Here is a 20,947-nt window from a genome sequence, read left to right as displayed (position 1 = left end):
CAAAACGAAAAGCGGAGGCGGCCTGCATAGGGGCGACAAGCGCTGGAGGGCCTGAAGATGAAGTCGCTCTTTGACTTCACCTGAAGGCGTGAAGCGACCTCGAGCCCCTGGCCGCAGCAGCTAGACATAAGAAGTATCCCTTTAGGGTATTTCTGGAGCAGGAAGGAGGGAGCAATCCCTCCTTTTTTGCTGTTCAATTGCAGGAATGTTGATTGCAAGTCCATGGTAGTGTTAAAGTGCAGTCATTTGTATCTAAATTGTGAATAAGGGCGATATATGGTTCGTTAAGGGTGATATAATTTTGATTATGGGATAAAAAAAGTTCGTTCAGGGCGATAAAGTGAAACTTCCATCAGCAGTATACTTCTGCTGATGGTTAGTTGAACCAATCGGGCATTTAGGGACAGTTGCCTCTGAAAGAGGCTTACTGAACCTTAATGCGGGATAAAGTTGTAAAACCAAGCGATAAATTTTTTGCAGTCGGACAGGCTCACCGCCCGCCCCACAAGCGAAGTGTTTCGTGACAGGCCAAAGGCGCCCCGCGAATCCGAGGAGCTTTCCTTTATGTCCCTGCAATGATTTTTCAATGAAGTTCTCTGTGTGCCACGAAAAAATCGACAGTCATTAATTAAGTTCCTTTACTATAGTAATCATCCTCAAAAGTAACGACCCATTTAGCATACATACAAGGAGGTTCTTATGAAAATTCTCCAAACGGTTACGGTTAAACAAATCCTGACAGAAACAAGCCGTAGAAAACTTCGGGAACAGTCCCTTCAAAAGAAGCTCCAGCTTGAAAAAGAATGTGCCCACCTGCAATTCGAAAAGAAAAAGTTGGAGAAAACCGGGAAGTATCCGCCCTCTGTTGTCAAAAACCAATTTGAAAAAGAAATCAGGCAGCGCGAAGACAAAATCAATGAGCTCGTGTTTCAACTTGAGCAGCTGGATATGCTACCATTAGGAAGTGAATTAAAGGAAACGGAAGTTCAGGCTGTTGTTGAAATTCAGCCAGGTGATACGTGGGGAGACGGGCTGCATAAGCATGAAATAATTATACGCGACGGAATTATAGATGAAATACGATAGAGGTGATACGAATGGAAAAATGGTTCAACGTGGGCAAAATCGTTAATACCCATGGCATAAAAGGCGAGGTAAGAGTCATTTCGAGGACGGACTTCCCTGAAAAACGATATAAAAAAGGCAGCACACTTCATTTGTTCCTTCCAAAAGAAAAAGAGCCGCTCGAACTTGTAGTGAAAGCCCATCGGCAGCATAAAAATTTTGACCTCCTGACATTCGAAGGATATGAGGATATTAACCAGGTAGAGAAGCTTAGGGACGGGATTCTTAAAGTTAGGGAATCCCAGCTGGACGAACTTGAGGAGAACGAATATTATTTCCACGAAATCATCGGCTGTACCGTTTTCACTGTGGAGGGGGAAGAGGTCGGCAGCATTACTGAAATCCTTACACCTGGAGCCAATGATGTATGGGTTGTAAAAGGCAGCAAAGGCAAGGAATATTACATTCCTTATATTGAGCATGTAGTTCTGAAGGTAGACACGAAGGAAAAAACGGTCGTTATCGATCCGCTTGAAGGTTTGCTATCATGATGAAAATAGATGTGCTGACTCTATTTCCCGAAATGTTTGAGGGTGTGTTTGGAAGTTCGATCCTCAAACGGGCTGCGGAAAAAGGAGCGGTCAATTACAACATCGTAAACTTCCGGGAATACTCGGATAACAAGCATAAGACCGTAGATGATTATCCATATGGCGGTGGGGCGGGTATGGTCCTGAAACCACAGCCGATTTTTGACGCAGTCGAAGCGCTAGGTCAGGATTCGCCAAAAAAGCCAAAGGTGATTCTTCTTTGCCCACAGGGAGAGCGCCATTCACAAAAGAAAGCAGAACAGCTCTCAAAAGAGGAGCATTTGATTTTCATTTGCGGGCATTATGAAGGTTATGATGAACGAATCAGGGAAATTGTCACCGATGAAATCTCGATTGGCGATTTTATATTAACAGGCGGGGAGCTTGGCGCAATGGTTGTCATTGATAGTGTCGTCCGCCTTCTCCCGGAGGTGCTGGGAAGAGAAGAATCGCATTTACAGGATTCATTCAGTACCGGCTTGCTCGAACACCCGCATTATACAAGGCCAGCAGATTTCCGAGGTTTAAAGGTTCCGGAAGTCCTTATGTCAGGCAATCACAAGCATATCGAGGAGTGGCGAATCAAGGAATCGCTTAGAAGGACATGGGAGCGGAGGCCAGACCTTTTTGAACAAATTGAACTCGAGCCGAAACACCAAAAATGGCTGGAAGAAATAAAAAAAGAAACCCGATAGTCATTGCGTACAGGCGCTGTTTATGATAAGATACTACTTGTGACTTGAGCCGAAAACCGGCGCGGTCTTAAAACGATGTTCCGCTGCACAGGATAATGGATTGCAAGAGCATCTGTGGGAGGAGTTGAATACGATGCAACAATTAATTAATGATATCACAAAAGAACAGCTTCGCACTGATCTTCCTGCGTTCCGTCCTGGTGACACTGTACGTGTACACGTAAAGGTTGTCGAGGGTACTCGTGAGCGTATTCAGTTGTTTGAAGGTGTTGTGATCAAGCGTCGTGGTGGTGGAATCAGCGAAACTTTTACAGTTCGTAAAATTTCTTATGGAGTAGGCGTTGAGCGTACTTTCCCTGTCCACACACCAAAAATTGCGAAATTGGAAGTACTCCGCCGCGGTAAAGTCCGCCGTGCGAAGCTTTACTACCTGCGCAAGCTACGTGGCAAAAAAGCCCGTATCAAAGAAATTCGCTAATAAAAAGCAAAAGTGCTCTGCGCTTGAGCTGGACAAGAACACAAGGAAGCGCCATTGCCAGGTTCCATTGCCACTTACGGCTGGTGCCGGGAATGGCGCTTTTTGTATTTGGGGGCTTGGAATACAAGTCCCCTTTTCCATATTAAGAATTGGCAAAACTTTTCATAGATTGGGCTGTAACCACATATTTCAAAATTTACTTGTGTTTAGGCATGCTTAGTTATGTAAAATAGATGTATGAGGAACTAATATTACATGTTACAGGAAATACATTCACATTGCGGATATGTATTTCCTATTTAGAAATGGGTGGGAAACTATGGCCAAAAAGAAAAATGAGGTTTGGGAATGGACAAAGGCGCTCCTTGTGGCAGTGGCATTGGCTGCAGTCATCCGCTACTTCTTGTTTGCTCCGATTGTTGTTGACGGGCAATCGATGATGCCGACATTGAAACACGCAGACCGAATGATTGTCAATAAATTCAGCTACCAAATAGGAGAACCAGAGCGCTTCGACATTATCGTCTTCCATGCTCCCGAAAACAAGGATTATATTAAAAGAGTGATTGGGCTTCCAGGGGACACTATTGAGTATAAGGATGATACTCTTTATGTGAATGGAAAAGCATATGAAGAACCGTACTTGGAAGAATATAAGAAAATGGTCGTTGATGGCCCTCTCACCGATCCATTTACTCTTGAGGAAAAGATTGGCCGAAAGACGGTTCCTGAAGGGGAGCTGTTTGTTATGGGCGATAACCGCAGGTATTCAAAGGATAGCCGCCATATTGGTACAATCCCAATGGAAAAGGTGCTAGGCAAGACCAGCGTCGTCTATTGGCCAGTAGAAGATATGCGTATCGTTAAACCTGACGAGGAATAACGGCTGATAAAAAAGGACACACAGACTGAATATGACTTAGGAGGTGGCCGCTTTGACCATTCAATGGTTTCCTGGCCACATGGCAAAAGCACGCAGAGAAGTAACGGAAAAATTAAAGCTAGTTGATATTATTTTTGAGCTTATTGATGCCAGGATCCCCTATTCATCACGGAACCCTATGATTGATGAAATCATCCAGCATAAACCCCGCCTAGTCCTGCTGAACAAGGCAGATATGGCCGATAAGGAAGCGACCAGGGAGTGGATACGCTATTTTGCTGACAGGGGAATCAAGGCTCTTGCAATCAATGCCCAGGCTGGACAAGGAATGAAGGAAATTGTCGCTGCATCCAATGAAATTTTAAAGGAGAAGTTCGATCGCCTAAAGGCAAAAGGTGTCAAACCACGGGCGATAAGAGCGATGATAGTGGGCATTCCAAATGCGGGAAAGTCAACGCTTATTAATAGGCTTGCCAAGAAGAATATTGCAAAAACCGGAAACACACCTGGTGTGACCAAAGCACAGCAATGGATCAAGGTCGGCAAAGAGCTTGAGCTTCTTGACACACCAGGAATACTCTGGCCGAAGTTTGAAGACCAGGAAGTAGGCAAGAAGCTTGCGCTAACCGGAGCAATTAAAGACACCATTCTTAACCTTCAAGATCTGGCGCTCTACGGCATTAGGTTTCTTGAGAAGCGTTATCCAGGCCGTCTTGAAGAGCGATATCAGTTTGAAACTGTACCAGAAGGTGCCGTGGAGCTTTTTGACCATATCGGAAAGCTCAGGGGCGCACTCGGCGGGGGCGGAATTGTCGATTATGATAAAGTTGCCGAGATGGTTGTCAGAGATATACGCATGGAAAAATTCGGGCCATTAACCTTTGAAAGGCCTGAGGAGCTTTTTGAAAAATCGGATTCTGAACAGGCGTAGAAAGGCTGACCTAAAAGTGGTCAGCCTTTCTAATGCCCAGGGTTTTTACAATGAATAAACCGTGCCGCAGCGACTGCCAAATGTCGTCCATAAAATGGAAGAATGACAAAGCAGGATTTGGAGTAAGCCGAATTATCATTCATAAAGCAGATTGGGCTGAAAAGATATCGAAATATCATTGATAAAGACTTGGAACCCAAAAGGAATAATTCGCTATAAACCGGGTTTTTGACTACATACAGAAGAGGTTAGACAAATGGAGAAACGAACAATCCGAGAAATTGGGGCAATTCTTGCCGAGGCAAAAGATGAACAGGATCCTTTATTCCTGGAAGCAGCCAGGGATACTCGAAAAGGGGTGCAGGAACTGATTCGAAAATGGAAAAAGGCTAAAGCAGAGGAGCTTAGTCTAAAGGACAAGTTTTTCGAAATGACAGCCTATGAACGGAAAGCACGCAAAGAGGGATTTAGGCTTGTTGCGGGTACGGATGAGGTAGGGCGCGGTCCTCTTGCAGGCCCTGTAACTGCAGCGGCAGTTATCCTTCCTGAAGATTTTTTCCTTCCTGGCCTGGATGATTCGAAAAAGTTAACCCGAAAAAAACGTGAAGAGTACGAAGAAATAATTAAACGGGAAGCAATATCCTACAATATCTGTTTTATAAGTGCCCAGGAAATTGATGAAATCAACATCCTCCAGGCTTCGATTAAGGCAATGAAACATGCTGCAGCGGCGCTAAGCCCTCAGCCTGATTATTTGCTTATTGATGCAGTCAAGCTAGAGATGCCATATCCCTCTGAAGCAGTGATTAAAGGCGATTCGAAAAGTGTAACCATTGCAGCTGCGTCCATCCTCGCCAAAAACGCCCGCGACAGATTCATGGAAGAATTGGCGAAGAAGTATCCGGTTTATGGGTTTGACCGAAATGCCGGATATGCGACAAAAGAGCATATGGCAGCAATTGAAATGTATGGAGTTACACCAGTCCATAGAAAGACATTTGCGCCAATAAAGAAGTAATCCTTCGTCTTCATTCGCTGAGTGGGAGGGAGAGTATTAGGACTATTTTAGACTATTCATCTTCTCATCTTTAGGCGAGAAATAATTATTTTCCAAAATCAACTAAGTTCTAGTTTGTGTTTTTCGCCCGGCCATTATAAAAGGCTGGGCTATTTTTGCATAGCAAAATAAAGTTTTCGGAACTTTTAGAGCAATAACAATCTTTAGGCTTAAGTGTGGACAATACTTGAATTCTTAATATAAAATGAAAGCGCAGTGCAATTTTCGATAGGTTGTTAGGAGGATGGGAAATGAATATCCACGAGTATCAAGGGAAAGAGATCCTCAGGGAATATGGGGTAGCTGTCCCTAATGGAAAAGTGGCGTTCACGGTTGAAGAAGCTGTTGAAGCAGCGCGTGAGCTTGGTTCACAGGTTTGTGTTGTTAAAGCACAAATCCACGCTGGTGGAAGGGGAAAAGCCGGCGGTGTCAAAGTGGCCAAAAATCTGGAAGAAGTTCGTACATATGCATCTGAAATTCTGGGAAAAACACTCGTCACGCACCAGACAGGACCTGAAGGAAAAGAAGTAAAGCGTCTTTTCATTGAAGAAGGCTGCGACATCAAAAAAGAATATTATGTCGGCCTTGTCCTTGACCGCGCCACTTCCCGGGTTGTCCTGATGGCTTCCGAGGAAGGCGGAACTGAAATTGAGGAAGTCGCCGAAAAAACACCAGAAAAGATTTTCAAAGAGGAAATTGACCCGGTGATTGGTCTGCAGCCGTTCCAGGCGCGCCGTATTGCTTTCAATATCAATATCCCTAAGGAATCAGTAAACCAGGCTGTTAAGTTCATGACAAGCCTTTACCAGGCTTATATCGAAAAGGATTGTTCAATTGCCGAAATCAATCCGCTCGTTGTTACGGGAGACGGGAAAGTAATGGCACTTGATGCAAAGCTTAACTTTGATTCAAATGCCCTTTACCGCCAGAAGGATGTCCTGGAAATGCGGGACCTCGAAGAAGAGGATCCAAAGGAAATTGAAGCATCCAAATATGACCTAAGCTATATCGCGCTTGATGGAAATATCGGCTGCATGGTTAATGGAGCTGGCCTTGCAATGGCTACAATGGACATCGTCAAGCATTATGGCGGCGAGCCTGCCAACTTCCTTGATGTTGGCGGCGGTGCGACTGCTGAAAAAGTTACCGAAGCATTCAAGATTATCCTGTCCGACCCTAAAGTGAAAGGGATTTTTGTCAATATTTTCGGAGGCATCATGAAGTGTGATGTCATCGCTACAGGCGTTGTCGAGGCAGCCAAGCAAATCGGGCTTGAAGTTCCACTTGTTGTCCGGCTGGAGGGTACAAATGTAGAAATTGGCAAACAAATCCTGAGGGATTCTGGCCTTAATATCGTTGCTGCCGAATCAATGGCGGATGGGGCCCAGAAAATCGTCTCATTGGTGAAATAGAAGGGGGTAGCTGTTGTGAGTGTATTTATTAATAAAGATACAAAAGTGATCGTCCAGGGAATTACTGGCTCGACTGCGCTTTTCCATACAAAACAAATGCTTGAATACGGTACAAAAATTGTCGGCGGGACTTCCCCTGGCAAAGGCGGTCAGGAAGTCGAAGGAGTTCCTGTTTTCAATACAGTCCGTGAAGCAGTTGAGGCAACCGGTGCGAATGCATCTGTCATTTATGTGCCTGCCCCATTTGCTGCCGATGCCATAATTGAAGCGGTCGATGCAGACCTTGACCTCGCAATTTGTATTACTGAGCATATCCCAGTATTGGATATGGTTAAGGTAAAACGCTATATGGAAGGCAAGAAGACACGCCTTGTTGGTCCTAACTGCCCGGGTGTCATCACAGCTGATGAGTGCAAGATTGGCATTATGCCTGGTTACATCCATAAAAAAGGCCACGTTGGCGTTGTGTCCCGTTCTGGAACTCTTACCTATGAAGCTGTACATCAGCTGACCCAGGCTGGAATCGGACAGACAACAGCAGTCGGCATTGGCGGAGACCCTGTCAACGGTACAAACTTTATTGATTGTTTAAAAGCATTTAACGAAGATCCTGAAACATACGCTGTCATCATGATTGGTGAAATTGGCGGTACTGCAGAAGAAGAAGCTGCAGAGTGGGTGAAGGCGAATATGACGAAGCCTGTTGTTGGCTTTATCGGCGGGCGTACTGCACCTCCTGGTAAAAGGATGGGGCACGCCGGGGCAATTATTTCTGGCGGCAAAGGAACAGCCGATGAAAAAATCCGGGTTATGAACGAATGCGGAATCAAGGTTGCAGACACTCCTGCCGTCATGGGCGAAACACTCATCGAAGTCCTGAAAGAAAAAGGGCTTTACGAAAAATGCAAGACACATTAATCTATTATCCTGGAATACTAGCCCTTCAGAAATGAAGGGCTTTTTCCAAACATATAGTAAAGGAGGATTTTAATGAATGAGGTAAGGAAGAAGTTAATTGGATTGCTTCATTACCCGGAAACCAGCTGGTTACAAATAGGGCGTTTAATAAAAAATGAACTGCCTTCAGATTTGATTGAGACGATTCCCCGGTTGGCGGACTTCCCTCTATTTTCAAAAGGACAAGCAGATAAAAACCCAATTTCCCATTCTCTCCAAAAAGACATCCTTTCTGAACGCCTTCACGAGTATAAAGTTAATAAAATTTCCATTATAACCATCCTAGATCCTGAGTACCCAGAGATATTAAAACAAATTTATCAGCCACCATGGGCACTTTTTGCAAAAGGTGATGTATCCATTTTGGCGAATGAGCCCAAACTTGCAGTAGTTGGATCCCGTGAAGCTACGCAATATGGTAAAAACGCTATCAGGCTTTTGTTTCCGGGTTTACTAGAAAGAGGAATAGTCATTGTTAGCGGCCTTGCAAAGGGAATCGATGCTTGTGCCCATGAATGCGCGATACGGAATGCAGGCAGAACAATTGCAGTAATAGCCGGCGGGTTATATCATATATATCCTGAAGAAAACAGAAAGCTAGCGAATCAAATGTTCAAAAGCCAACTTGTCCTATCCGAGTATCCACCTGATACGAAACCATCCCGATGGCAGTTTCCGATGCGCAACAGGATTATTAGCGGACTCTCAAGGGGAACTATTATAATAGAAGCAAAAAGAAAAAGCGGCTCACTTATTACCGCAAATTATGCGGTAAATGAAGGAAGAGAGGTATTTTCCCTGCCTGGCAGCATATTTAATCCTTTATCAGGTGGTGCCAATGAATTGATTCAGCAAGGGGCAAAGCTAGTTACAACAGCTGAGGATATAATAGAAGAACTTCGGTTAATATGAAGAAAAATAGATGTAAATATTGGTAGTAGAACGGGAATTTGGAAATTTTTAAGGCCAATTTAATTAAAAAGGTTGAAATTCTCCGGAAACTAGTATACATTTTGCAACAGGTGTTAGAAAAAAACACCTCGCTGGGAGGATGATTGAATGGCAGATTTTCTAGTCATCGTAGAATCGCCGGCAAAGGCGAAGACAATAGAGCGTTATCTTGGAAAAAAATACAAAGTGAGAGCATCCATGGGCCATGTGCGTGATTTGCCAAAAAGCCAAATGGGCGTTGATATAGCTAATAACTTTGATCCCAAGTATATTACGATAAGAGGCAAAGGCCCTGTAATGAAAGAATTGAAATCAGCCGCCAAAAAGGCAAAGAAAGTATATTTGGCAGCTGACCCCGACAGAGAAGGGGAAGCAATTGCATGGCATTTAGCACATAGCCTGGATGTTGATGTGAATTCAGATTGCCGGGTTGTTTTTAACGAAATCACCAAAGATGCAATCAAGGAATCTTTTAAACACCCAAGGCCGATTAAAATGAACCTTGTGGATGCACAACAGGCTAGGCGAATTCTTGATCGGCTTGTTGGCTATAACATAAGCCCGCTGCTGTGGAAAAAAGTAAAAAAAGGGCTGTCGGCCGGAAGGGTACAATCCGTTGCAGTTCGCCTGATTATCGACCGTGAAAAAGAAATCAAAGCGTTTGAACCAGAAGAGTATTGGACGATTGATGGAAAATTCCAGAAAGGAAAGGAAGCATTTGATGCATCTTTCTACGGTATCAATGGCGAAAAGAGGGAACTTCGCTCTGAGGAGGAAGTAAAGGCTGCTATTTCTGGAATCAGCGGTGATACCTTTAAAGTTACTTCAGTCACGAAAAAAGAGAGGAAACGAAATCCTGCACCTCCATTTACAACATCGTCCCTGCAGCAGGAAGCAGCAAGAAAGTTGAATTTCCGCGCCAAAAAAACAATGATGATTGCTCAACAGCTTTATGAGGGCATTGACCTTGGCAAGGAAGGAACGGTCGGTCTGATTACGTATATGAGGACTGATTCAACACGCATATCCGAGGTTGCACAGACAGAGGCAAAAAATTATATTACCTCCGAATATGGAGAAAAGTTCCTCAAAGATGGAGCGAATAAAGAGAAAAAACAATCGAATGCACAGGATGCACATGAGGCTGTCCGCCCAACAAGCACATTCAGGAACCCGGCATCCTTAAAGGAATTTTTATCAAGAGACCAGCTAAGGCTTTATAAACTTATCTGGGATCGTTTCCTGGCCAGCCAAATGGCGCCAGCGGTCATGGATACTATGAGTGTCGACCTTGTAAACGGAGATGTGTATTTCCGGGCCACAGGCTCAAAAATTAAATTCCCGGGCTTTATGAAGCTATATGTAGAGGGAACGGATGACCAAGCCGAGGAAACGGACAGGTTCCTTCCTGACCTTAAAGAGGGAGACGAAGTCAGTAAAACTGAAATCGAGCCGAAGCAGCACTTCACACAGCCTCCGCCTCGCTATACTGAAGCAAGACTGGTACGAACCATGGAGGAACTTGGGATTGGCCGTCCATCCACTTACGCTCCTACATTGGACACAATTCAGAAGCGAGGTTATGTGGCACTGGATAACAAGCGGTTTGTTCCGACCGAGCTAGGAGAGATTGTCCATGAGCTTATGGCTGAATTCTTCCCGGAAATACTCAATGTTGAATTCACAGCCAAAATGGAACAAGATTTAGATGATGTCGAGGATGGTAAAGCGGCTTGGGTCAGTGTCATTAGTGAATTCTATAAGGATTTCGAGAAGAGCCTCGAAGTTGCAGAAAAGGAAATGCAAGAGGTAGAAATCAAGGATGAACCTGCAGGTGAAGACTGCGAAAATTGCGGCAGCCCAATGGTATTTAAAATGGGCCGCTTCGGTAAATTTATGGCCTGCAGCAATTTTCCTGAGTGCCGTAATACAAAGGCAATCGTAAAGGATATTGGTGTTACATGTCCCAATTGCAAAGAAGGCCATGTTATCGAACGAAAGAGCAAGAAACGCCGAATCTTTTATGGCTGTGACAGATTCCCTGAATGTGATTTCCTTTCATGGGATAAGCCACTTCCAAGAAATTGCCCTAAATGCGATAGTATCCTAATCGAGAAAAAACTGAAAAAAGGTGTCCAGGTTCAATGTTCTTCCTGTGATTATAAGGAGGAGCAGCAAAGTTAGGAGCGGGCTTATGTCCGCTCCTTTATTCTGTTGAAATAAAGGCAAAGGTTACCTGGAAATATTAGAATGTGAAACTTTTTACTTGTTTTTACGTATTGTTATAATGTCTATGGGGTTAAGAAGTACTCTGTAATAGGCAGATTGTTTTAGTTTACGCGTGTGTAAATGTTATTCTTATTCAGGTATTATAGTCTGTAAAAAAGGGATAAATAGGTAATGACTCTGCCAATCAATAAATGCAGACCCTGTTTTATCCTGAGATACTGGTAGGTATGGTGAAAGAACGGGATTGTTAAAAGTTACATCGATGGTTCGATCTGGCACATATACTTTCTCCTGGGTGATTCTTGTCGCAGCAAATATTGTCAGTTTTAAGACACAATCTATTGATTTAATTGGATTATTTAGTCTTTCTGAAGATGGGCGGATGCGGTACGATGTAGCAGGACCATATACTTAAGCACAATATGCTTATCCACTACTTGGAAACTTCATTTCGTGTAATCCGTAAGAAATAGGGTAAAACGTAAACAGAAATGGTTCCTAAAATGCAAGATTTGGAAACAATTCAGAAATTTGTGAAAAATTTGTAAAGTTTCTTGCAACCGACATTTCGGTATGATAAGATTTAAAAGGCTGTGCGAGGTGGTCTTTTTTGGGAAATGTGAATGTTTGTTTAAAGTTATTCCTTGAATATTTACAAATTGAAAAAAATTACTCACAATATACAATTGGCGATTATCAGGATATAGTCATGGAATTTTTTGATATGATGGCCGAGCAGGGAATAAAGGAAGTGGCGGACGTCCGTTACCATGATGCCCGGCTTTTCCTGACAAGACTTTTCGATAAAAAACAGTCCCGCAAAACAATTGCAAAGAAAATTTCCTGCCTAAGAAGCTTTTACAAATTTCTTGTAAGGGAAAAGATTGTTGAGGAAAATCCGTTTACCCTTGTTATATTGCCAAAGGGCGAAAAGAGGCTGCCGGAATTTTTTTATGAAAATGAACTGGAGATCCTTTTCCAGGAATGCAAAACTGACACTCCTCTTGGGCAAAGAAATGCGGCTCTTCTTGAACTTTTGTATGCGACGGGTATACGGGTAAGTGAGTGCTGCAGTATTACCTTGAAGGATATTGATTTCTTCCTGTCAACGATTTTGGTAAAGGGAAAAGGCAGCAAGGAGAGATATGTTCCCTTTGGCTCAAAAGCTTCAGAGGCACTGAAACTCTATCTTGAGGATGGAAGAAAGAAACTTCTGAATGGAAAACCAAACCAGGAAGTACTTTTTATCAACCACAGAGGTGGTCCGCTTACAGCTAGGGGTGTCCGGACCATTCTTGATGGCATGATTGAGAAGTCGTCCCTTACTGGTAAAATCCACCCCCATAAATTGCGGCATTCTTTCGCGACACATCTTTTAAATAATGGTGCTGATATGCGAACAGTCCAGGAATTATTGGGCCATTCATTCTTATCTTCAACCCAGATCTATACTCATGTTACCAGCGAAAAGTTGAAAAAGATTTATATGTCACACCATCCCAGAGCATAGGCTCGGAATGTAGGAGGTATCATCTTGTCACAATTCCATGCAACGACTATATTTGCAATCAAGCACAATGGCAAAGCCGCTATGGCCGGTGATGGCCAGGTTACTTTCGGAAATGCGGTTGTGATGAAACACACAGCAAAAAAAGTTAGAAGGATATTTAATGGTAGAGTAATTGCGGGATTTGCAGGATCTGTAGCAGATGCGTTTACTCTCTTTGAACTGTTCGAAGGAAAGCTTGAGGAATATAACGGAAATCTCCAAAGAGCCGCGGTCGAACTGGCTAAGCTTTGGAGAAGTGATAAAGTCCTTCGGAGGCTGGAAGCAATGCTGATCGTCATGAACGAAGACCATTTACTTCTGGTTAGCGGTACAGGTGAAGTGATTGAACCGGACGATGGAATCCTCGCAATTGGTTCCGGAGGGAATTACGCGCTCGCTGCAGGGCGTTCACTGAAAAAATTTGCCGGGGACCATATGGAAGCTAAGGAAATCGCTAAGGCGGCCCTGGATGTTGCTGCTGAAATCTGTGTATATACCAATACAAATATCATAGTTGAAGAGCTGTAACAGGAAGGAGAATGCAAAATGCCAAAGGCACCGAGTTTAACGCCCAGACAAATGGTTGAGAGGCTGGACCAGTACATAATCGGCCAAAAGGATGCTAAAAAGGCTGTTGCTGTTGCCTTGAGAAACAGATATCGAAGAGAACTTCTAGATGAAAACATCCGTGATGAGGTTATCCCCAAGAATATATTAATGATCGGCCCTACCGGGGTTGGAAAGACAGAAATTGCCCGGAGAATCGCCAAACTTACCGGAGCGCCTTTCATTAAAGTGGAAGCCACAAAGTTCACAGAAGTAGGCTATGTGGGCCGCGATGTTGAATCAATGGTACGGGATTTGGTTGAAACGGCCGTAAGGGTTGTTAAGGAAGAAAAAATTCTTAAGGTCAAGCCGAGAGCCGAGGAAAACGCAAATCGCCGCCTTGTCGAACTGCTCGTACCGTCTGCCAAAAAACAGGCTAATTACAAAAACCCTCTTGAGATGTTATTCGGAGGGGCGAATACCCAACAGGAACAAGATACAGCTTCTTCAGAGGACTATTCCTTACAGGAACGCAGATCAGCGATTCGTGAAAAGCTTGCAAAGGGAGAGCTTGAACAGGAATATGTCACAGTCGAAGTAGAAGAGCAAATCCCTTCCATGTTTGATATGCTTCAAGGTTCGGGAATGGAACAAATGGGCATGAACATGCAGGATGCCCTTTCAAACCTCATGCCAAAGAAGCGTAAAAAGCGGAAACTGACTGTAAGGGAAGCACGAGTAGTCCTGACAAACGAAGAAGCAGCGAAGCTTATCGATATGGATGATGTGACACAGGATGCGGTAAGACGCGCTGAGCAAAATGGGATTATCTTTATTGACGAAATAGACAAAATTGCGAGCAAGAGCAATGGTGGTTCAACAGCCGATGTCTCACGTGAGGGTGTGCAACGCGATATTCTTCCAATCGTCGAAGGCTCAACAATCGTCACCAAATATGGCCCTGTCAAAACTGACCATGTGCTATTTATAGCTGCAGGCGCTTTTCACATGGCGAAACCATCCGATTTGATTCCAGAGCTTCAAGGACGATTCCCGATTCGTGTGGAACTGACAAAATTGACAGTCGAGGACTTCTACAGAATCCTTGTTGAGCCCGATAATGCCCTGATTAAACAATATAATGCATTATTGCAAACAGAAGGTATAGAAATTGAATTTTCTGACGATGCTATTCGCAAGGTTGCTGAAGTCGCTTTTGAGGTAAATCAAAATACTGACAACATCGGAGCGAGGAGACTTCACACGATCTTGGAAAAGCTGTTGGAGGATTTGTCCTTCGAAGCGCCGGATATTAATCTGGAAAAGATTGTGATAACGCCTCAGTATGTTGAAGAAAAGTTAGGGGCCATTTCACGAAACAAGGATTTAAGCCAATTCATCCTCTAGACATTTTGCCTTAGAGGCAATAGTTGTAGAGTAATTCTAAAGGAATAATCATAGCTAATTCATTACAATGGACGCAGTTAATAGGAGGAATAAGAATGAACTTATTAGGAAAAACGAGAAAAATTAATGCACTGCTTCAAAAAGCAGCAGGCAAGCCAGTAAATTTTAAGGAAATGTCGGAAACATTGAGCGATATTATTGAAGCGAACGTTTTCGTAGTCAGCCGCCGCGGCAAGCTCCTTGGTTTTGCAATAAACCAGCAAATCGAGAATGAGCGCATGAAAAAGATGCTTGAGGATCGCCAGTTCCCTGAAGAATATACACAGGGACTGTTCAATGTTAAAGAAACATCTCCAAACCTGGATGTTGAAAGTGAGTACACAGTTTTCCCTGTTGAGAACAAAGATCTTTTCCGTGAGGGGCTCACAACGATTGTCCCAATTATTGGAGGAGGCGAACGCCTTGGCACATTGCTCCTTGGAAGGCTTCATGAAAAATTCCATGATGATGACCTAATCCTCGCAGAGTATGGTGCTACCGTTGTCGGTATGGAAATCCTTCGTGAAAAAACAGAAGAAATCGAAGAGGAAGCCCGGAGCAAGGCGGTTGTCCAGATGGCAATCAGCTCTCTATCCTACAGTGAGCTAGAAGCGATTGAGCATATTTTTGAAGAGTTAAACGGTAATGAAGGCCTTCTTGTCGCTTCTAAAATTGCTGACCGTGTTGGAATCACACGCTCTGTCATTGTTAACGCATTGAGGAAGCTTGAGAGTGCCGGAGTTATTGAATCCCGCTCACTTGGAATGAAAGGAACTTACATTAAGGTTCTAAACGACAAATTCCTTGTTGAATTGGATAAACTTCGCTCTAACTAATCGAACAATTTATGCCTGTCTGCCGGGTGGCGGACAGGTTTTTTATTCTGTATATTTAATAAAAAATAAGTTGTAGAAAAGAAAAAATAGTCGGATTGAAGCGGAAGGCGCGAAGACTCCTGTGGGAGGAAAGGGACAGGGGGAGACCCCGGAGGCGCTAAAAGCGCCGAGGAGGCTCCCGGACCGCCCACGGAAAGCGAAGCGCCTGGAGTGGAAATCATAAAGGATTTTACCTATATAGGATTAATCATTATTCATTTTCTCTTTTTCTAAGTTATTTCTTGATTGTATAAAATGATTATGCTATATTGATACATGGTGTTAATCACACACGCCTGTTGATTCACGCGGATGGTGCTGGTAAGCCAGTTCCCGCGCGAAAATGATATGGGCGGAGGAAAACAAACCATTAGGAGGAAACACACATGTCAGTAATTTCTATGAAACAACTGCTTGAAGCTGGTGTACACTTCGGTCACCAGACTCGCCGTTGGAACCCTAAGATGAAGAAATATATCTTCACTGAAAGGAACGGCATCTACATCATCGACCTTCAAAAGACAGTTAAGAAGGTAGAGGAAGCTTACAACTTTGTTAAGGAGCTTGCTGGACAAGGCGGCACTATGCTGTTCGTTGGTACAAAGAAACAAGCTCAAGATTCTGTTAGAGAAGAAGCAATCCGTTCTGGAATGTACTTTGTCAACCAGCGCTGGTTGGGTGGAACTCTTACAAACTTCGAAACAATCCAAAAGCGTATTGCGCGCCTTAAAGATATTGAAAGAATGGCTGAAGACGGCACTTTCGATGTTCTTCCAAAGAAAGAAGTCGTTCAATTGAAGAAAGAGCAAGAGCGTCTTGAAAAGTTCCTTGGCGGTATCAAGGACATGAAGACCCTTCCAGATGCATTGTTCATCATCGACCCTCGCAAAGAGCGTATCGCTGTTGCGGAAGCTCGCAAATTGAACATCCCGATCGTTGGTATTGTTGATACAAACTGTGATCCAGACGAAATCGATGTTGTTATCCCTGCGAACGACGATGCGATTCGTGCTGTTAAGCTTTTGACTGGCAAAATGGCTGATGCAATCCTTGAAGCAAAACAAGGTGAAGAAACAGCAGTTCCTGCAGAGCAAGCTTAAGCTTAAACATCCATGATTAAATAAAAAGGTGATAAGAGGGAACACCCTTTATCACCTTTTTTTAAAGTAAAAGCGTAAGTAGCCGGTTAGCGGCGAAGCTACTACGGAGAAATATCTGCATGAGAAACGTCTTAGAATTTGCATCATGCGCTTTGCGACGAGCTGAACAGTCGCTTCTTCGAAAAGCTATGGCGCAGGAGCATATTAGGCCTGGAGGGCCTCGACATGAGATAAAGGAAACACGAAGAGCGGAAGCGATTCAATGTTGACTTATCGTAGTGAGGGGACCGAAGGACACTAGACGCTGGCTACTGGAGCTAGATAGGTGAAAGCGCAAGTAGCCGGTTATTGATGGAGGATAAATATCCACATATTGTAACCCAAAAAGGTTTACAATGTCTCAGTCTGGCTATGATAATACAGTAGAAAACTGTATGAACCGCAGAATTAGAATGAAATTTTGTGTACATAGATTAAAGGAGGAAAAAACCAATGGCAGTAACAGCTCAAATGGTTAAAGAATTGCGTGAAAAAACTGGTGCAGGCATGATGGACTGCAAAAAAGCACTGACAGAAACTGGCGGTGACATGGAAAAGGCGATTGACTATCTTCGTGAAAAGGGTATTGCTAAAGCCGCGAAGAAAGGCGACCGTATTGCGGCAGAAGGCCTAACTTCCATTAAGGTTGAAGGAAACGAGGCTGTCATTCTTGAAGTGAACTCTGAAACAGACTTCGTTGCCAAGAACGTAGCATTCCAAGGCCTTGTAGAAGAGCTCGCTGCTCATATCCTCAAGAACAAGCCTGCATCTGTTGAAGAGGCTGTTGGCCAAAAAATGGACAACGGTACATCTGTAGAGGAATACATTAATGCTTCTATTGCGAAAATTGGTGAAAAACTATCCCTTCGCCGTTTCCAGATTGTTACAAAAACTGATGCAGACGCTTTTGGTGCATATCTCCACATGGGTGGACGCATCTCTGTTCTTTCCGTATTGGAAGGCACAACAGATGAATCTGCTGCAAAAGACGTGTCTATGCACATTGCTGCTCTAAACCCTAAATATGTTTCCCGTGACCAGGTTTCCGAAGAGGAAGTTCAGCGTGAGCGTGAAGTTCTCACTCAGCAGGCTCTTAACGAAGGAAAGCCTGAGAACATTGTTGCAAAGATGGTTGAAGGCCGCCTTGGCAAATACTTCGAGGATGTTTGCCTCCTAGATCAGACTTTTGTTAAAAACCCGGATCAAAAGGTTCGCCAATTTGCAGAGTCCAAGGGTGCCACTGTCCGTGAATTCGTACGTTACGAAGTAGGCGAAGGCATCGAAAAGCGTGAGGATAATTTCGCTGAAGAAGTCATGAGCCAAGTTAATAAAAAATAAGCAACCTTGATACGAGCCCAGCCGGCGAAACTGCGGATTGGACGGAGTATTTATTTTGCTCAGGAAAATAGGGAACACACAGTGTTCCCTATTTTTGAAGAGAAAATGTACCATCATGAATGATGGCCTGTTAGAGCCAGTATAAAAAGATTGGTTGGCTGCATTCCTACATAGGAGGTTTTTATGAGTAATCCCAAATATAAGCGTGTCGTTTTGAAATTGAGTGGAGAAGCCCTTGCTGGTGAGGCGGGATTTGGAATTAACCCTGCTGTTATTAAATCCATAGCTGAACAGGTTAAAGAGGTAGCAGAGCTTGATGTGGAGGTTGCTGTTGTAGTTGGCGGAGGAAACATCTGGAGAGGGAAAATCGGTGAGGAAATGGGTATGGACCGAGCTACCGCAGATTATATGGGAATGCTTGCGACGGTCATGAATTCACTTGCCCTCCAGGATAGCCTTGAGCAGCAGGGCATTGAAACCCGTGTCCAAACATCGATTGAAATGCGCCAGGTAGCAGAGCCTTACATCCGCCGCCGTGCGATCCGCCACTTGGAGAAAACCCGGGTTGTCATTTTTGCTGCTGGTACAGGGAATCCATATTTTTCAACAGATACTACTGCGGCCCTTCGTGCAGCAGAGATAGAAGCAGATGTCATTCTGATGGCGAAGAATAATGTTGATGGAGTTTATTCAGCTGATCCTAGAGTTGACCAGAATGCAACAAAGTATGAGCAGTTGACTTATCTTGATGTAATTAAAGAAGGACTTGCTGTAATGGACTCAACAGCCTCTTCTTTATGCATGGATAATAACATTCCATTAATTGTTTTTTCGATTATGGAAAAAGGCAATATCAAGCGTGCCGTTATGGGTGAAAAAATTGGAACAATCGTTAGGGGGAAATAATCATGCCGAAACAAGTTCTTAGCAATGCAAAGGAAAAAATGACAAAGGCTATCCAGGCTTATACACGTGAACTTGCCAGTATCAGGGCTGGCCGTGCGAGCGCATCTTTGCTGGATAGAATCACTGTTGATTATTACGGAGCTCCAACACCGGTAAATCAGCTTGCAGGAATCAGCACTCCTGAAGCAAGGCTCCTTGTAATCCAGCCGTACGACAAAACGATTTTAGGTGATATTGAGAAAGCAATACTTAAATCAGATCTCGGCCTAAATCCGACCAATGATGGTTCATTGATCCGGATTGCCATTCCACAACTGACCGAGGAACGCAGGAAAGAACTCGTTAAGGTTGTAAAAAAAGAGTCTGAAGATGCCAAGGTTGCTGTCAGAAATATCCGCCGTGACGCCAACGATGATTTGAAGAAGCTTGAAAAGAATGGCGATATCACTGAGGATGCATTACGCGGTTATGCAGATGATATTCAAAAACTGACAGATGATCATATAAGCAAAATCGATCAAATCACCAAGGACAAGGAAAAGGAAATCATGGAAGTATAGCTTCCTGGGAAAACCCCTCACAGGGGTTTTTTCGCTTTCATTATAAGAAACTATAAACTTTTCAAGACATGTATAGATTTTTATGAAAATGTTTACTTCGAGCTACATAAGGAAAGCTTCGGGCTTTGAACGAAGAAAGAGCGATAGCACAAGGGGAGCTTCTGAGAATAACCATCGCAAAGACAGTCGAATTTTGCATGTCACGAAGGTGCAAGCGCTTTTGTTCACCAATTTATTAAAACAGAATATATCTTCTGTTTTTTAATACGGGATATCTTGATGCGTTTTTGGTATGATAGAAGCATGCTCAAAATATACATAAAAGGGAATACAACTGCTCGTTCCTGGCCAAGGCTGTTAAAGGCTTGCTTAGCCCCCTTCTATGTGAAAAAGATCCTGCTACATAAAGTGCGATTGGAATACAGTTAAGCAATACCTTACATAGATGAAATCTGATAAAATAATCGCTGTTCCCTTTATCGGAGGGAAGAACCATTGAACTGGAGGAGCAAATTATGCTAAATAAAATCAAACTTTGGAAATCAACGAATGCGCCTTCCTCTCTCCGAGACCGGATTGACCATGTAAAAAAAAGTGGGGTTCCATCCCATGTAGCGATCATCATGGATGGGAATGGGCGCTGGGCAAAAAAGAGGGCGATGCCCCGAGTTGCAGGGCATCATGAAGGAATGAAGGTTGTAAGAAAAATAACCCGATTGGCGAATGAGCTTAATATTGGAGCATTAACGCTTTATGCTTTTTCTACTGAAAATTGGAAAAGGCCCAAAAAAGAGGTTGATTACCTCATGCAGCTGCCTGAAGAGTTCCTCGGTACATTTCTCCCCGAACTCATTGAACATAATGTTCGTGTTAAAATGATAGGAACTAGAGAGGGTTTGCCTTCTCACACCTTGAGGGCCATTGACAAAGCGATAGACGATACGAAAGATAATACTGGCATCATTCTGAACTTTGCTCTTAACTATGGAAGCCGGGCTGAGATCCTTGATGCAGTCAAGCAGGTCATAAAAGACTGTCAGAGTGGTATAATGAGTGAAAACGGTCTAAACGAAGAGGTTTTCTCTTCCTATTTAATGACCTCGGATTTTGATGATCCAGATTTGCTCATTAGGACAAGCGGGGAGATCCGGCTAAGTAATTTTATGCTTTGGCAGTTGGCTTATACCGAATTTTGGTTTACGGATGTCCTTTGGCCAGATTTCGGGGAGGAGCAATTCCTAGATGCTATTGAAGCATTCCAAAGCCGACAAAGAAGATTCGGCGGAATTAATGGTCAGAAATAATCGGGAATTGTTTTTAGAAAAACATTTTATTAAAAC

At 43.5% G+C, this 20,947-nt stretch carries 21 protein-coding genes; all 21 read left to right on the top strand.

Going from position 1 to position 20,947, the window contains the following annotated elements:
- The first annotated feature begins 699 nt into the window (after positions 1-699).
- Positions 700-1,086 carry a YlqD family protein gene (locus A8F94_RS12540; protein WP_066200746.1) on the top strand — a complete coding sequence of 129 codons (387 nt, stop codon included), beginning with the start codon at positions 700-702 and terminating at the stop codon, positions 1,084-1,086.
- Between the two features lie 11 nt (positions 1,087-1,097).
- Positions 1,098-1,616, top strand: a complete 519-nt coding sequence (gene rimM, locus A8F94_RS12535; RefSeq protein ID WP_066200743.1) for a ribosome maturation factor RimM — start codon at positions 1,098-1,100, stop codon at positions 1,614-1,616.
- Positions 1,616-2,350 carry a tRNA (guanosine(37)-N1)-methyltransferase TrmD gene (gene trmD / locus A8F94_RS12530; RefSeq protein WP_175384440.1) on the top strand — a complete coding sequence of 245 codons (735 nt, stop codon included), beginning with the start codon at positions 1,616-1,618 and terminating at the stop codon, positions 2,348-2,350. The genes rimM and trmD overlap by 1 nt, the downstream gene beginning before the upstream one ends.
- Before the next feature lie 133 nt (positions 2,351-2,483).
- Positions 2,484-2,828 (top strand): 50S ribosomal protein L19, encoded by a 345-nt coding sequence (gene rplS, locus A8F94_RS12525; RefSeq protein WP_066200737.1) that lies wholly within the window; start codon positions 2,484-2,486, stop codon positions 2,826-2,828.
- Between the two features lie 319 nt (positions 2,829-3,147).
- Positions 3,148-3,711: a signal peptidase I gene (gene lepB, locus A8F94_RS12520; RefSeq protein ID WP_066200734.1), complete on the top strand. Its 564-nt coding sequence runs from the start codon at positions 3,148-3,150 to the stop codon at positions 3,709-3,711.
- 52 nt (positions 3,712-3,763) lie between these two features.
- Positions 3,764-4,642 (top strand): ribosome biogenesis GTPase YlqF, encoded by an 879-nt coding sequence (gene ylqF, locus A8F94_RS12515; protein WP_066200731.1) that lies wholly within the window; start codon positions 3,764-3,766, stop codon positions 4,640-4,642.
- 256 nt (positions 4,643-4,898) lie between these two features.
- A complete protein-coding gene (locus A8F94_RS12510) occupies positions 4,899-5,660 on the top strand; it encodes a ribonuclease HII (RefSeq protein ID WP_066200728.1) in 762 nt (253 codons plus the stop codon).
- 290 nt (positions 5,661-5,950) lie between these two features.
- Complete coding sequence (gene sucC, locus A8F94_RS12505; protein WP_066200725.1) at positions 5,951-7,111, top strand: ADP-forming succinate--CoA ligase subunit beta; 1,161 nt, start codon at positions 5,951-5,953, stop codon at positions 7,109-7,111.
- A gap of 15 nt (positions 7,112-7,126) precedes the next feature.
- Complete coding sequence (gene sucD, locus A8F94_RS12500) at positions 7,127-8,029, top strand: succinate--CoA ligase subunit alpha (protein ID WP_066200722.1); 903 nt, start codon at positions 7,127-7,129, stop codon at positions 8,027-8,029.
- A gap of 72 nt (positions 8,030-8,101) precedes the next feature.
- Complete coding sequence (gene dprA, locus A8F94_RS12495) at positions 8,102-8,980, top strand: DNA-processing protein DprA (protein WP_066200719.1); 879 nt, start codon at positions 8,102-8,104, stop codon at positions 8,978-8,980.
- A gap of 147 nt (positions 8,981-9,127) precedes the next feature.
- Entirely contained in the window at positions 9,128-11,203 is a 2,076-nt protein-coding gene (gene topA, locus A8F94_RS12490) for a type I DNA topoisomerase (RefSeq protein WP_066200716.1), read from the top strand.
- Between the two features lie 289 nt (positions 11,204-11,492).
- Entirely contained in the window at positions 11,493-11,663 is a 171-nt protein-coding gene (locus A8F94_RS25740) for a hypothetical protein (RefSeq protein WP_175384412.1), read from the top strand.
- 195 nt (positions 11,664-11,858) lie between these two features.
- Positions 11,859-12,758, top strand: a complete 900-nt coding sequence (xerC, locus tag A8F94_RS12485; RefSeq protein ID WP_066200713.1) for a tyrosine recombinase XerC — start codon at positions 11,859-11,861, stop codon at positions 12,756-12,758.
- A gap of 24 nt (positions 12,759-12,782) precedes the next feature.
- On the top strand, positions 12,783-13,325 hold the full coding sequence (gene hslV / locus A8F94_RS12480; RefSeq protein ID WP_066200711.1) for an ATP-dependent protease subunit HslV: 543 nt from the start codon (positions 12,783-12,785) through the stop codon (positions 13,323-13,325).
- Positions 13,326-13,343: 18 nt separating this feature from the next.
- Positions 13,344-14,750, top strand: coding sequence for an HslU--HslV peptidase ATPase subunit (gene hslU, locus A8F94_RS12475; RefSeq protein ID WP_066200708.1), 1,407 nt, complete (start codon positions 13,344-13,346; stop codon positions 14,748-14,750).
- A 95-nt stretch (positions 14,751-14,845) separates the two neighbouring features.
- The gene (gene codY / locus A8F94_RS12470; protein ID WP_066200705.1) at positions 14,846-15,625 is read left to right on the top strand and encodes a GTP-sensing pleiotropic transcriptional regulator CodY; all 780 of its coding nucleotides are present in this window, start codon (positions 14,846-14,848) and stop codon (positions 15,623-15,625) included.
- A 425-nt stretch (positions 15,626-16,050) separates the two neighbouring features.
- Positions 16,051-16,764 (top strand): 30S ribosomal protein S2, encoded by a 714-nt coding sequence (gene rpsB, locus A8F94_RS12460; protein WP_066200700.1) that lies wholly within the window; start codon positions 16,051-16,053, stop codon positions 16,762-16,764.
- Between the two features lie 492 nt (positions 16,765-17,256).
- Positions 17,257-18,141, top strand: a complete 885-nt coding sequence (gene tsf / locus A8F94_RS12455; protein ID WP_066200698.1) for a translation elongation factor Ts — start codon at positions 17,257-17,259, stop codon at positions 18,139-18,141.
- Between the two features lie 183 nt (positions 18,142-18,324).
- Complete coding sequence (gene pyrH, locus A8F94_RS12450) at positions 18,325-19,047, top strand: UMP kinase (protein ID WP_066200696.1); 723 nt, start codon at positions 18,325-18,327, stop codon at positions 19,045-19,047.
- Between the two features lie 2 nt (positions 19,048-19,049).
- Positions 19,050-19,607 (top strand): ribosome recycling factor, encoded by a 558-nt coding sequence (gene frr / locus A8F94_RS12445; protein WP_066200693.1) that lies wholly within the window; start codon positions 19,050-19,052, stop codon positions 19,605-19,607.
- A 515-nt stretch (positions 19,608-20,122) separates the two neighbouring features.
- Positions 20,123-20,911 (top strand): isoprenyl transferase, encoded by a 789-nt coding sequence (locus A8F94_RS12440; protein ID WP_066200690.1) that lies wholly within the window; start codon positions 20,123-20,125, stop codon positions 20,909-20,911.
- Positions 20,912-20,947: the final 36 nt, after the last annotated feature.

It is taken from the genome of Bacillus sp. FJAT-27225 (assembly GCF_001685025.1).
Classification (GTDB): domain Bacteria; phylum Bacillota; class Bacilli; order Bacillales; family Cytobacillaceae; genus Bacillus_D.
This window is presented reverse-complemented; position numbering and strand designations above follow the sequence as displayed.